This is a genomic window from Bacillus sp. D7-8 (assembly GCF_052055895.1).
GTDB classification, from domain to species: Bacteria; Bacillota; Bacilli; order Bacillales; family Bacillaceae; genus Bacillus; species Bacillus velezensis.
This window is the reverse complement of sequence record NZ_CP179922.1, coordinates 2,668,184-2,681,568: the sequence shown is the minus strand read 5'-3', so window position 1 is coordinate 2,681,568 and position 13,385 is coordinate 2,668,184. Positions and strand designations below refer to the sequence as shown.

Below are 13,385 nucleotides of genomic sequence, written 5' to 3'. Positions count from 1 at the left end.
TCATGAATGCTTTTTGGGAAAATGAGCTTGTTGAAATCGCGGCTTATTACAGTGTAGCCGTCTTGTGTCTCGTCATTTTTCTGACCGTGTTTGAATTGGTGACATCCTATAAAAACTGGGTGGAAATCCAAAAAGGCAATCTTGCGGTGGCAATGGCGACCGGAGGGAAAATTCTCGGTATCGCAAATGTCTTTCAGCACAGCATCGCCCAGCATAATTCGCTTTTGCAAATGATCGGCTGGGGCGTATACGGATTTATTATGCTTTTAATCAGCTATTTTATCTTTGAATTTCTGACGCCCCGGTTTAAAATTGATAAAGAAATTGAAAAAGATAACAGAGCTGTCGGCTTTATTTCATTTGTCATCTCAGTCGGCCTGTCATTTGTGGTGGCCGCCGGGATTTAAGGGGACGGGGAAAAATGGAGAAGCTTGCGAAAGTGCTGCTGTCGGCAGCGGGAATTTTTCTGTTCATCGGACTTATTTATCTGGTCATGACATCTTAATACTGAAAAAAGGCTGCCGAACTAAAATCGGCGGCCTTTTTTATTGAGAATACCAGTTTATGCAGGCCGTATCAGAGCAAATGACGGCTTCCCAACTCATGGCGCGGATGACAGACGGCATGTCTTGATCTTCCATGAGAAAGAGTGTCGTAAAAGAATCATATATGCTCATAAAAGCGGCGCGCCGTTTTTCATCGGCAATGATCATGTCAGCCCGCAGCAATCCGCATACATCTGAAGGCGCCGTTTGATTGAGTGAAAATATGCCTTTCTCTTCGACCGGCTCATAATAAGTGCAGCGCTTTATGCCTTTTGAACGGAACACATCCAAAAGTCCCGGAATTAAAAATGGTGAAGTGACATCGTCGCTCGGCAAGTACAGATCGGGATGAAGCCGATTAAACAGCCTGGCGGATTCAGGATGTGCATATTCATCCCGAAGTGCCGTGACAGCAGTCATAAGCGCAAGCGCTGTCTCTTTTTCAGAGCGCAATCCGCAAACGGTCATGACGGATTGCCAGGAAACGGGTCTGCCCATCGCGATGATCTCCTCATCACTCGGATACATATGTTCATAAGGCCGTTTGCGCTTTTGCTCTTCCCACCCATCCGGCATCCGGACAAAGGGATGGAGCAAAAAGGCGGCCGACGTAAACGGCTTCGGCAGCTGGCGCAGGATAGGAACTCCCTCTTCAAAATGCAGCGTTTCCAGCAAGCTCAACACCTCCTGAAACTCGAAATTTCACATGAAACGCTTTCCAATTTCAATCACCCTTCTGCTATAATAATAGCGTATAGGAAAACAGAAGGGAGAGGTATTATGCAGTCTGAAAAGCCATGGCTTTCTCAATATCCCGAAGAGATTCCGCATGAGCTTGAATTTACCGATCAAACCCTGCCATCCAATCTGACAAACTCCGCAGCCCAATTCCCGAACCATACCGCCATTTATTTTCTCGGAAAAAAACTCACATTCCAGGACGTTCTCACAGATTCGTTAAAGCTAGCCGCTTTTTTACGCAAAACAGGCCTGAAAAAAGGTGACAGAGCCGCCATTATGCTGCCCAATTGTCCGCAGTCGGTCATCGCTTTTTACGGCGTATTGTTTGCCGGCGGCATTGTCGTTCAGACCAATCCTCTCTACACGGAACACGAGCTTGAGTATCAGCTGAAAGACAGTGCGCCGCGCGTGATCATCACCCTTGATATGCTGTTTCCGAAGGTGATAAAAATGAAAACGTTATCACTCGTCGAACGCATTATTACAACGAGTATAAAAGACTTTTTGCCGTTTCCGAAAAATATGCTGTATACACTCACGCAAAAACAGCAGGTTCATATTGATTATGACGGATGCGAACAAATTCACAAATTAGCGGATATTTTAAAAAACGAAAGAGCGGAGGAGGCAGAGCCATTTGATATTGACCCTGCGCATGACATCGCCGTGCTTCAATACACGGGCGGAACAACCGGCTATCCGAAAGGCGTCATGCTCACACACCGGAACATTCAGGCTAATACAGAAATGTGCGCCGCCTGGATGTACAAAATGAAAAAGGGAGCCGAAAAGGTGCTCGGCATCGTGCCTTTTTTTCATGTGTACGGATTGACCGCCGTGCTCAATTTTTCCATTATGCAGGGATGTGAAATGATCCTTCTTCCTAAATTTAATCCTTTGGATACCCTGAAAACAATCGACAGGCTGAAGCCGACGGTTTTTCCCGGGGCACCGACGATTTACATCGGGCTGTTGCATCACCCGGAGCTGAATAAGTATGATTTGTCCTCCATTGAAAGCTGTCCGAGCGGTTCAGCGGCGCTGCCGGTTGAGGTCAAACAGAAATTTGAAAAAGTGACCGGAGGAAAGCTTGTGGAAGGCTACGGATTATCCGAAGCATCACCGGTTACCCATTCAAACTTCATCTGGGGAAAAAATAAACCCGGTAGCATCGGCTGTCCCTGGCCCAATACCGATGCCGGAATCTATTCAGAAGAAAAAGGCGGGCTTGCGGGGCCGTATGAGCACGGCGAGCTGATCGTAAAAGGCCCTCAGGTCATGAAAGGATACTGGAATAAGCAGGAGGAGACCGCGCGTGTCATCAGAGACGGCTGGCTGTTTACCGGAGATATGGGATATATGGATGAGGAAGGATTTTTCTACATCGCCGACAGGAAAAAAGACATCATCATTGCCGGCGGATACAACATTTACCCCCGGGAGGTGGAGGAGGCGCTTTATGAGCATGAAGCCGTTCAGGAAATCGTCGTAGCGGGCGTCCCTGATTCCTACAGAGGGGAAACGGTGAAAGCATTTATCGTTTTGAAAAAAGGCGCCGAGGCAGATGCCGATGAGCTTGATGCGTTTGCAAGAGAGCGGCTTGCGCCGTACAAAGTCCCGAAGCTTTACGAATTCAGAAAAGAGCTTCCGAAAACGGCCGTCGGAAAAATATTAAGAAGGCGTTTAGTCGAAGAGGAAGATGCTTCCTGTGAAAATAAGGTGCCTTAAAAGAAAAACTTGACAAAATCCGGATTCCTTTTTATCATGAAGTTATGAATGAATAGTCATTCATTTATCGAAGGAAGGAACGATGACATTGAACCAAAAACGGCCAAAGTATATGCAGATTATTGATGCAGCAGTAGAAGTCATAGCGGAAAACGGCTATCACCAATCACAGGTGTCCAAAATCGCCAAGCAGGCCGGCGTTGCGGACGGCACCATCTATTTATATTTCAAAAACAAAGAGGATATACTCATTTCTCTTTTTAAAGAAAAGATGGGCCAGTTCATTGAACGCATGGAAGAAGAAGTGAAAGAAAAAACGACGGCAAAAGAAAAACTCGCCCTCGTTATTAAGCAGCATTTCACACTGCTCGGCAATGACCGCCACCTCGCGATTGTGACCCAGCTTGAGCTCAGACAGTCAAATATCAAGCTGCGCCTGAAAATCAATGATATTTTAAAAGGTTATTTAAACATGCTGGACACCATTTTGACCGAAGGAATCAAGTCGGGGGAATGGAAAGACAATCTCGACGTCCGCCTCGCCCGGCAGATGATATTCGGGACGATAGATGAAACAGTGACAACATGGGTGATGAACGATCAAAAATATGATCTTCCGGATTTGTCAGACAAGGTATTGGAGCTGTTGGTGTCAGGAATTCATCAAAACTAAAGGGGGTTGACGGATGAACAGCCTTTCGATGGCGGTAGAACAATCTGTTGCGGTGATCACCATTAATCATCAGCCGGCCAACGCGCTGTCCGGTGCGGTTTTAGACGAGTTGTCCGGTCTGTTCGACCGATGTGAAACAGATGACAGCGTCAGAAGCATCATCATTCGCGGTGAGGGGAAATTTTTCTCGGCGGGCGCCGATATAAAGGAATTTACGTCGCTTGAAAAACTTGAGCAATCTTCTGCCATGGCGGATAAAGGCCAGCAGCTGATGGAAAGAATTGAAGGGTTTCCGAAGCCCGTTATCGCAGCGATTCACGGCGCTGCGCTCGGAGGCGGTCTTGAGCTAGCCATGGCCTGCCATATCAGAATCGCTACATTAGATGCAAAGCTCGGCCTGCCCGAGCTGAATCTCGGCATTATTCCGGGCTTTGCCGGGACGCAGCGGCTTCCCCGGTACGTCGGTACGGCGAAAGCGCTTGAAATGATCGGCACTTCAGAACCTGTGACCGGAGAAGAAGCGCTCAGCCTCGGTCTTGTCACGGTAGGCGCCGAACATGAGGAAGAGCTGCTGAAAAAGGCGAAAACGCTCGCGGGCAAGTTTGCGGAAAAAAGCCCGCAGTCGATGGCTTCTCTGCTTGAGCTCCTTTATTCAAACAAGATCTATTCTTATGACGGCGGCTTAAAGCTTGAAGCAAAGCGTTTTGGGGAAGCATTTGCATCAGATGACGCAAAAGAAGGCATTCAGGCATTTCTCGAAAAAAGAAAGCCTCAATTCGGTGGGCGAAGATAAAGGGGATAAGATTATGAATCTATTTGTACTGATGAAACGGACGTTTGACACAGAAGAGAAAATCGTCATTGAAGCAGGAAAGATTCAGGAGGACGGGGCCGAATTTATCATTAATCCGTATGATGAATACGCCATTGAAGAAGCCATTCAGCTGAAGGAAGAGCACGGCGGAACCGTTACCGCCGTAACCGTCGGCGGAGAAGATGCGGAGAAAGAACTGAGAACCGCCCTTGCGATGGGCTGTGACCAGGCGGTGTTAATCAATATTGAAGATGATCTGAGCGATCCTGACCAATACTCCATTTCAACTATCTTATATCATTATTTCAAGGACCGGGAATATGATCTGATTCTCGGCGGAAATGTCGCGATTGACGGCGGTTCAGGCCAAGTGGCTCCAAGGCTTGCCGAACTGCTGAACATTCCTTGCGTCACAACGATCACAAAACTGACAATCAGCGGTGATGAAGCTGTGGCAGAGAAAGACAATGAAGGGGATACCGAAATCATTAAAACCTCACTTCCTTTAGTCATCACGGCACAGCAAGGCTTAAACGAGCCGCGCTATCCGTCGCTTCCGGGCATTATGAAGGCGAAGAAAAAACCGCTGGAAGAACTTGAGCTCGATGACCTCGACATTGATGAAGATGATGCCGCACCGAAGCTCAAAACGATCGAACGTTTTCTGCCGCCGCAAAAAGAAGCGGGCAGACTGATCGAAGGAGAAGCCGCTGAGCAGGCGAAAGAGCTTGTGTCACTGCTGAGAAAAGAAGCCAAAGTCGTATAAACCGATATTAAAGAAACTGGGGGATGTCAGAATGGGAAAAAAAGTGATCGTACTCGGAGAAATTCGTGACGGCGCCTTACGGAACGTCACCTTTGAAGCCATAGCCGCAGGCAAAACCATTTCCGGCGGAGGAAATGTCATCGGCGTGCTGATGGGAAAAGGCGCAGCTGATGCAGCACCAGAACTCATTCAGTACGGCGCCGACAAAGTATTTACGGCCGATTCGCCGGGGCTTTCTCAGTATACGGCGGACGGATATGCCGCGGTTCTCGGGGATTTGATCGAAAATGAAAAGCCTGATGCGGTTATTTTCGGCCACACTTCTATGGGAAAAGATTTGTCACCTAAGCTTGCGGCCCGGTTTGAAACGGGGCTGATTTCAGACAGCACGGATGTAAGCGTTACCGGAGACAACATCGTTTTTACAAGACCGATCTATTCCGGCAAAGCCTTTGAACAGGTGATTTCAACCGATCCGTTCATTTTGGCGACAATTCGTCCGAATAATATTCAGGCATTAGAAAAAGACGCGAACCGGACGGGTGATATTGAAGAGCTTGCGGCGCCGCCGGCAGATTTGCGGACGGTCATTGAAGAAGTAGTCAAAAAAACGGCAGACGGCGTGGATTTATCAGAAGCGAAAATTATCGTAGCAGGCGGCCGCGGTGTAAAAAGCAAAGATGGATTTGAACCGTTAAAAGAACTTGCCGAGGTGCTCGGAGCAGCGGTGGGCGCTTCACGCGGCGCGTGTGACGCGGACTATTGCGATTATTCTCTTCAAATCGGCCAGACGGGAAAAGTCGTCACGCCGGATTTGTATATCGCCTGCGGAATTTCCGGAGCGATTCAGCACTTGGCGGGCATGTCAAACAGTAAGGTCATCGTTGCCATTAACAAAGACCCGGAAGCGGAAATATTTAAAATAGCGGACTACGGAATTGTCGGCGATTTGTTCGAAGTGGTTCCGCTTCTGACGCAGGAATTTAAAAATGCCAATATTCATTCATAATCATAAACCCTCTGGCTTATTTGTCAGAGGGTTTTAATTTGTGTTAATTGGTTCGTACAAATTAAAGGTTGATAAAATAAGAGATTGACATGTACGAACCAATATAATAAGCTTTTGTAAAGCGCTTACAAACTTATCCATTCAGCATACATTCCAGATACATAGATCGGCTGTAGTGCTTTCATTCTTATTAAGGGAAAGGAATGATCAAGTTTGTCTCACAATACGGCAGTCATTCAAACTGATATCACACGGGGAACCATTAATAAAAACATATACGGACATTTCGCGGAACACCTGGGAAGAGGCATATATGAGGGCATCTGGGTCGGAAAAGATTCCGATATTCCGAATACCGGCGGGGTCAGGACGGATGTCGCCGCCGCCCTCAAACAGCTTCAGATTCCCGTCCTCAGATGGCCGGGCGGCTGTTTTGCTGATGAATACCATTGGGCAAACGGCGTAGGGAAACGCAAAACCATGCTGAATACCCATTGGGGCGGGACGATTGATTCCAATGAATTCGGCACGCACGAGTTTATGATGCTTTGTGAACTGCTTGGCTGCGAACCATACATCGCCGGAAACGTCGGCAGCGGAACGGTTAAAGAAATGGCTGAGTGGATTGAATACATGACGTTTGAAGCGGGCACGCCGATGTCCGACTGGAGAAAAGAAAACGGGCGGGAAAAACCGTGGAAGCTGACATATTTCGGAATAGGAAATGAGAACTGGGGCTGCGGCGGAAACATGCATCCTGAGTATTATGCCGACCTTTACAGAAACTTTCAAACCTATGTCCGCAATTACAGCGGTAATGAAATCTATAAAATTGCCGGCGGCGCGAATGTCGATGATTACCGCTGGACTGAAACTTTAATGAAAAAAGCCGCTGATCTCATGGACGGGCTGAGCCTTCATTATTACACAATACCGGGCGATTTCTGGAAGGGGAAAGGATCAGCGACGGAGTTTACGGAAGATGAATGGTTCATCACGATGAAAAAAGCGGCGCATATGGATGAATTGATCACAAGGCACAGCGCCATCATGGATCAGTACGATCCCGAAAAAAGAGTCGGGCTGATCATTGATGAATGGGGCACGTGGCTTGATCCTGAGCCAGGCACGAATCCGGGCTTTCTGTATCAGCAGAATACGATCCGCGACGCCCTTGTCGCAGCCACGCATTTTCACATTTTTCATCAGCATGCAGACCGCGTACAGATGGCCAATATCGCGCAAACCGTCAATGTGCTTCAGGCAATGATCCTGACAGAAGGGAAAGACATGCTGCTGACGCCGACATATCATGTGTTTGATATGTTTAAGGTGCATCAGGACGCTTCTCTTTTGGCGACAGAAACAAAAGCAGCCAGGTACGAATGGAATGACGGCCGGCTCCCGCAAGTCAGCATTTCAGCGTCCAAACAGCAAAACGGAGACATACATATCAGCATTTGCAATATCGATCATCTGCAAAAAGCTGATGTGAAGATTGAACTGCGGGGCATGAAAAAGACAGGGAAGCCTTCGGGAACGATTCTTCACGCGGAAAAAATGAATGCCCACAATACATTCAGCAGTCCGGAAAACGTCAAACCGAAGCCGTTTTCCGGGTTTGCTCAAAAGGGCGGAAAACTTGAGGCGGAGCTTCCTCCGATGGCGGTTGTACTAATCACGCTGCCTGCGGATCCATCTTAAGTTTTGAACGCCTGCCGCCCGGTTATAATACACTGTATAAATAAGATTATTTCCGGCGGGTTCGGGAGAAAATAATATAAGCATTAAATTAGCATGAACGAATGGGAGATGCTATACTAAAAATCATCATTTGACAATTGGAGGAATAACAAATGGCTATCGTAAAAGCAACTGATCAATCGTTCTCAGCTGAAACAAGTGAAGGTGTCGTATTGGCTGATTTCTGGGCTCCTTGGTGCGGACCTTGTAAAATGATCGCGCCCGTTCTTGAAGAGCTTGATCAAGAAATGGGAGACAAACTGAAAATCGTCAAAATCGACGTGGATGAAAACCAAGAAACTGCCGGTAAATACGGCGTCATGAGCATCCCGACACTTCTCGTATTGAAAGACGGAGAAGTCGTTGAAACATCTGTCGGTTTCAAACCGAAAGAAGCTCTTGAAGAGCTTGTAAACAAACATCTGTAAGCCGAAAACTTCCGTTACGGCAGGGCGATTCCTTTGAAAGGGAATCGCCTTTTTTTGATCTTCCAAAAGCTGAGAATGGAGAAAAACAAATGTTCGTGATACACTGAATGGACACGAGAAATGAATGTAAGGAAGGGTAACGTATGAATAAACAACTGAAAGAAAAGCTGGCCCTCCTTCCCGATCAGCCGGGCTGTTATTTAATGAAAGACCGTCAAAAAACAGTCATCTACGTGGGGAAAGCGAAAGTCTTGAAAAACAGGGTGCGATCTTATTTCACCGGTTCTCACGACGCAAAAACCCAACGGCTTGTGTCGGAGATTGAGGACTTTGAATATATCGTGACTTCCTCCAATCTTGAAGCGCTTATTTTGGAAATGAATCTGATTAAAAAATACGATCCGAAATACAATGTCATGCTGAAAGATGATAAAACCTATCCCTTTATTAAAATCACCCATGAACGCCATCCGCGGCTGATTGTCACCCGGAATGTCAAAAAAGACAAAGGACGCTATTTCGGCCCGTATCCGAATGTGCAGGCGGCGCGGGAAACGAAAAAACTGCTGGACCGCCTTTACCCGCTCAGGAAATGCTCAAAGCTTCCGGACCGCGTCTGTCTCTATTATCATCTCGGACAATGCCTTGCCCCATGTGTAAAGGATATATCTGAGGAGACAAACCGCGAGATTGTTGAAGACATTACCCGTTTTTTAAAGGGAGGGCATAACGAAATCAAAAAAGAGCTCGAAGCGAAAATGGCAGAAGCGGCGGAAAAGCTTGAATTTGAACGGGCTAAAGAATTCCGCGACCAGCTTGCTCACATCGAATCGACGATGGAGAAGCAAAAAATGACCATGAATGACCTTCTGGACCGCGATGTGTTTGCATATGCCTACGATAAAGGCTGGATGTGCGTCCAAGTCTTTTTCATACGCCAAGGAAAACTGATCGAACGCGACGTCAGCATGTTTCCGATGTATCAGGAAGCGGATGAAGAATTTCTGACCTTCATCGGCCAGTTCTACTCTAAAAACAATCACTTTCTGCCTAAGGAAATTCTGGTGCCTGACAGCGTTGACAGGGACATGATCACCGAGCTGTTGGAAACCGCCGTGCATCAGCCGAAAAAAGGCCCGAAAAAAGAGCTGCTTTTGCTTGCGCACAAAAATGCGAAAATCGCTCTGCGGGAAAAATTCTCGTTAATCGAGCGGGATGAGGAACGGTCAATCGGTGCAGCCGAACGGCTCGGCGAAGCGCTGAATATTTATACGCCGCATCGGATTGAAGCGTTTGACAACTCCAATATTCAAGGCACAAACCCCGTATCGGCCATGATCGTCTTTATTGACGGAAAACCGAATAAAAAGGAATACCGCAAATATAAAATTAAAACCGTAACAGGGCCGGATGATTACGGCTCAATGAGGGAAGTCGTCAGAAGAAGGTACACGAGGGTGCTCCGCGAAAATCTTCCGCTGCCGGATTTAATCATCATTGACGGCGGAAAAGGGCAGATTAACGCGGCGCGCGACGTGCTTGAGAATGAGCTCGGCCTTGATGTCCCGGTAGCGGGATTGGCGAAAGATGATAAACACCGAACATCCAACCTTTTGATCGGCGACCCGCTTGAACCGGTGTTTCTGGAGCGGAACAGCCAAGAGTTTTACCTGCTTCAGCGCATTCAGGACGAAGTTCACCGTTTTGCGATCAGCTTTCACAGACAGATCCGGGGAAAAAGCGTCTTTCAATCCGTTCTGGATGATATCCCCGGAATCGGCGAAAAACGCAAAAAAATGCTCTTAAAACATTTCGGATCTGTCAAAAAGATGAAGGAAGCAAGCCTTGACGATATCAAAAAAGCGGGTGTGCCGGCCGCGGCGGCCCAGCTGCTGTTTGAAAAATTAAAAAAATAGTATTGTGCTTTTCTGAAAAATCTGCTAGAATGTGAACTAATTTCATAAGATCGTGTTATATGGTGAAGATAGAGGTGCGAACTTCAATAGTAAGCCTTTGGAGAATGATGGATTCTGCGAAAAAGGCTGAAAGGGGAGCGTCGCCGAAGTGTATCACATCCCATCGGTGTGATTCGCTGGCCTTGCATTAAATAAATGTAAGGCTGTCAAGAATTCATTTTCTTGGAGGGCTATCTCGTTGTTCATAATCAATCGTAATGATATGAAAAAGCAATGAGAGCTATTCCTCTCATTGCTTTTTTTATTGTGGACAAAACGCTCTTTTCTCCTCACCCGCACGAACCAAAATGTAAAGGGTGGTCTAGTATGGGTCTTATCGTACAAAAATTCGGAGGCACTTCCGTCGGCTCTGCCGAAAAAATTCAAAATGCCGCAAATCGCGCCATTGCTGAAAAGCAAAAAGGCCATGATGTCGTAGTCGTCGTTTCGGCAATGGGAAAATCAACCGACGCGCTCGTTAACCTCGCGGCTGAAATCACATCTGAACCAAGCAGACGCGAGATGGATATGCTTTTGTCTACGGGAGAGCAGGTCACGATTTCGCTTTTGGCCATGGCGCTTCAGGAAAAAGGATATGACGCCGTCTCTTATACGGGCTGGCAGGCGGGTGTCCGCACGGAAGCTGTTCACGGCAATGCGAGAATTACGGATATTGATATCACGGCGATTCGTTCGCAGCTTGCAGAAGGCAGGATTACAGTCGTTGCCGGTTTTCAGGGCGTAACGGAAGACGGAGGCATCACGACGCTCGGACGGGGCGGTTCCGATACGACGGCTGTCGCTCTTGCCGCAGCGCTGGAAGCGGATAAATGCGACATTTATACAGATGTTCCGGGCGTATTTACGACAGATCCGCGGTATGTCCGGTCAGCGAGAAAACTGGCGGGAATTTCTTATGATGAAATGCTGGAGCTTGCAAATCTGGGAGCGGGTGTTCTTCACCCGCGGGCGGTTGAGTTCGCGAAAAACTACCAAGTGCCTTTGGAAGTGCGGTCAAGCACGGAACATGAAGCGGGAACATTAATTGAGGAGGAATCATCAATGGAGCAGAATTTAATCGTCAGAGGAATCGCATTTGAAGACCAGATCACGAGGGTGTCCGTTACAGGCCTTGCAAGCGGATTGACAACACTTTCAACAATCTTCACCGCGCTGGCAAAACGAAACATCAATGTTGACATTATTATTCAGACACAGTCGGACGATGGGGAAGCGGATATTTCTTTCTCAGTGAAAACGGAAGATGCCGCGCAAACGGTCGCCGTGCTTGAAGAATATAAAAACGCGCTTGACTATGAAAAAATTGAAACCGAAAGAAAACTGGCGAAAGTCTCTATTGTCGGGTCGGGCATGGTTTCAAATCCCGGCGTCGCCGCGGACATGTTTGCCGTACTGGCGGAAAAAAATGTACAAGTCAAAATGGTGAGCACATCTGAAATAAAAGTATCAGCGGTTGTCAGCGAAAATGATATGGTGAAAGCGGTCGAAGCGCTTCATAATGCGTTTGAGCTTTCTAAACAGCCGTCTGCCGTGTAAACGGGCAGGCAAAAAGGCGGGACTTGGAGTCACCGCCTTTTTTCAATTATACAGGGTCCTTCATATCCCATTTTACAGTCAGGACGACTTTATCCGCTCTCTTTTTTACCTGTTCATAAGATTCTGCAATCTGATCGTTCATCAATTGAATCTGTTCGGCTATAAAACCGGCTTCAAGCTGAAAACAAGGCTCTTTCTGATGTTTGAGCCTGCTGGATACGAGCGGTCCTTCCAGTTCAAATTCCAGTTCTTGTTTTTTTGATCCTGCGTTTGTCAAAGTTCCCCAGCCGGCTTTTTCAAAAAAGGCGGGGATTTCTTCCCACGATTGAAGAGGAAATTTGCGGGCGAGGCGTTTTCCCGCCCAATACATCATGGATGAATGCTCCGGGCCGAGGATATCCGGAAGCACGATTTCCCGGATTAATTCGTAGCCGTATGCGCTGACGTCGAGTTCAGCTAAAGGTTCTAAAGCTGCTTCATAATTATTCTTCATATTATGTATTCCCCTCTCTCCTTCGTTTATTATAGCTTAAACAGGGGGGAGGATTACAGGATGATCCTATAAAACACGCGAAAAAATGTGAGAAAGATATCGCAGGAAAATAAAATTATCCCTCCAGATAATCAATTCCGAAAATTATAATTTATGTACACGTTTTCTTGACGCCCTTTTGAGGGAGGAGTAAAATGAAATTGTCAATAAATTTTAATAAAGTGCTTACAATTGAAACGAAGTGGGGGCAGAGATTTTAGTACATTTCGCACTTAAATCAAACAGGGGGTAAAGTAATGTCTGGGAACAGAGAGTTTTATTTTCGAAGATTGCATTCCTTGCTCGGTGTTATTCCGGTCGGCATCTTTTTGATCCAGCATTTAGTCGTCAACCAATTTGCCGCAAGGGGAGCGGATGCGTTTAACAAGGCGGCCGGCTTTATGGACAGTCTGCCGTTCAGGTATGCGTTAGAAATTTTTATTATTTTCTTACCTTTAATTTATCATGCGGTTTACGGTGTGTACATAGCATTTACTGCGAAAAACAACGCTGGCCACTACAGTTATTTCAGAAACTGGATGTTTGTGCTTCAACGTGTCACTGGTATTCTCACCCTTATTTTCGTCAGCTGGCATGTGTGGCAGACGCGGATTGCCGCGCAGATGGGCGCTGAAGTCAACTTCGATATGATGGCGAATATTTTGAGCTCGCCGTTTATGCTCGGCTTTTACATTGTAGGCGTTTTATCGGTCATTTTTCACTTTTCAAACGGCTTATGGTCTTTTGCGGTCACATGGGGGATCACGGTCACGCCGCGTTCTCAAAGAATTTCGACTTACGTGACGCTGATTATATTTTTAGCGCTTTCATACGTAGGTTTAAAAGCGATTTTTGCGTTTGTGTAAGAGAACTAGATTACTAGAGGGAGAGGGG

The 13,385-nt window shown here is 46.9% G+C and carries 13 protein-coding genes and 1 riboswitch; of the genes, 11 read left to right on the top strand and 2 right to left on the bottom strand.

From position 1 onward, the window contains the following. Positions 1-2 precede the first annotated feature (2 nt). The gene (locus ACKTRM_RS13085) at positions 3-407 is read left to right on the top strand and encodes a DUF350 domain-containing protein (RefSeq protein WP_003152541.1); all 405 of its coding nucleotides are present in this window, start codon (positions 3-5) and stop codon (positions 405-407) included. Between the two features lie 138 nt (positions 408-545). On the opposite strand, the gene ACKTRM_RS13080 is transcribed toward ACKTRM_RS13085, so the two are convergent. Next, positions 546-1,220 carry a DUF2711 family protein gene (locus ACKTRM_RS13080; protein WP_012118133.1) on the bottom strand — a complete coding sequence of 225 codons (675 nt, stop codon included), beginning with the start codon at positions 1,218-1,220 and terminating at the stop codon, positions 546-548. A 105-nt stretch (positions 1,221-1,325) separates the two neighbouring features. Between ACKTRM_RS13080 and ACKTRM_RS13075 the strand changes: the two genes are divergently transcribed. From ACKTRM_RS13075 to ACKTRM_RS13035, 9 genes are all read left to right on the top strand, one after another. Then, positions 1,326-3,014 carry an AMP-binding protein gene (locus ACKTRM_RS13075; protein ID WP_012118132.1) on the top strand — a complete coding sequence of 563 codons (1,689 nt, stop codon included), beginning with the start codon at positions 1,326-1,328 and terminating at the stop codon, positions 3,012-3,014. Positions 3,015-3,102: 88 nt separating this feature from the next. Continuing rightward, on the top strand, positions 3,103-3,687 hold the full coding sequence (locus ACKTRM_RS13070; protein WP_007408119.1) for a TetR/AcrR family transcriptional regulator: 585 nt from the start codon (positions 3,103-3,105) through the stop codon (positions 3,685-3,687). A gap of 13 nt (positions 3,688-3,700) precedes the next feature. After that, on the top strand, positions 3,701-4,480 hold the full coding sequence (locus ACKTRM_RS13065) for an enoyl-CoA hydratase (protein WP_012118131.1): 780 nt from the start codon (positions 3,701-3,703) through the stop codon (positions 4,478-4,480). Positions 4,481-4,493: 13 nt separating this feature from the next. Then, the gene (locus ACKTRM_RS13060) at positions 4,494-5,267 is read left to right on the top strand and encodes an electron transfer flavoprotein subunit beta/FixA family protein (protein ID WP_007408121.1); all 774 of its coding nucleotides are present in this window, start codon (positions 4,494-4,496) and stop codon (positions 5,265-5,267) included. 31 nt (positions 5,268-5,298) lie between these two features. Then, positions 5,299-6,276, top strand: a complete 978-nt coding sequence (locus ACKTRM_RS13055; protein ID WP_012118130.1) for an electron transfer flavoprotein subunit alpha/FixB family protein — start codon at positions 5,299-5,301, stop codon at positions 6,274-6,276. Between the two features lie 213 nt (positions 6,277-6,489). After that, positions 6,490-7,980, top strand: a complete 1,491-nt coding sequence (locus ACKTRM_RS13050) for an alpha-N-arabinofuranosidase (protein ID WP_012118129.1) — start codon at positions 6,490-6,492, stop codon at positions 7,978-7,980. A gap of 152 nt (positions 7,981-8,132) precedes the next feature. Then, positions 8,133-8,447: a thioredoxin gene (trxA, locus tag ACKTRM_RS13045; RefSeq protein ID WP_003152560.1), complete on the top strand. Its 315-nt coding sequence runs from the start codon at positions 8,133-8,135 to the stop codon at positions 8,445-8,447. A gap of 143 nt (positions 8,448-8,590) precedes the next feature. Beyond that, positions 8,591-10,363, top strand: coding sequence for an excinuclease ABC subunit UvrC (uvrC, locus tag ACKTRM_RS13040; RefSeq protein ID WP_007408126.1), 1,773 nt, complete (start codon positions 8,591-8,593; stop codon positions 10,361-10,363). Between the two features lie 61 nt (positions 10,364-10,424). Next, positions 10,425-10,604, top strand: a riboswitch (Lysine riboswitch). A 125-nt stretch (positions 10,605-10,729) separates the two neighbouring features. Next, positions 10,730-11,959 (top strand): aspartate kinase, encoded by a 1,230-nt coding sequence (locus tag ACKTRM_RS13035; RefSeq protein WP_012118128.1) that lies wholly within the window; start codon positions 10,730-10,732, stop codon positions 11,957-11,959. A gap of 46 nt (positions 11,960-12,005) precedes the next feature. Here ACKTRM_RS13035 and ACKTRM_RS13030 read toward each other — a convergent pair whose 3' ends face one another. After that, a complete protein-coding gene (locus ACKTRM_RS13030; RefSeq protein WP_012118127.1) occupies positions 12,006-12,452 on the bottom strand; it encodes a YslB family protein in 447 nt (148 codons plus the stop codon). Between the two features lie 296 nt (positions 12,453-12,748). Between ACKTRM_RS13030 and sdhC the strand changes: the two genes are divergently transcribed. Beyond that, entirely contained in the window at positions 12,749-13,357 is a 609-nt protein-coding gene (sdhC, locus tag ACKTRM_RS13025) for a succinate dehydrogenase cytochrome B558 (RefSeq protein ID WP_003152571.1), read from the top strand. Positions 13,358-13,385: the final 28 nt, after the last annotated feature.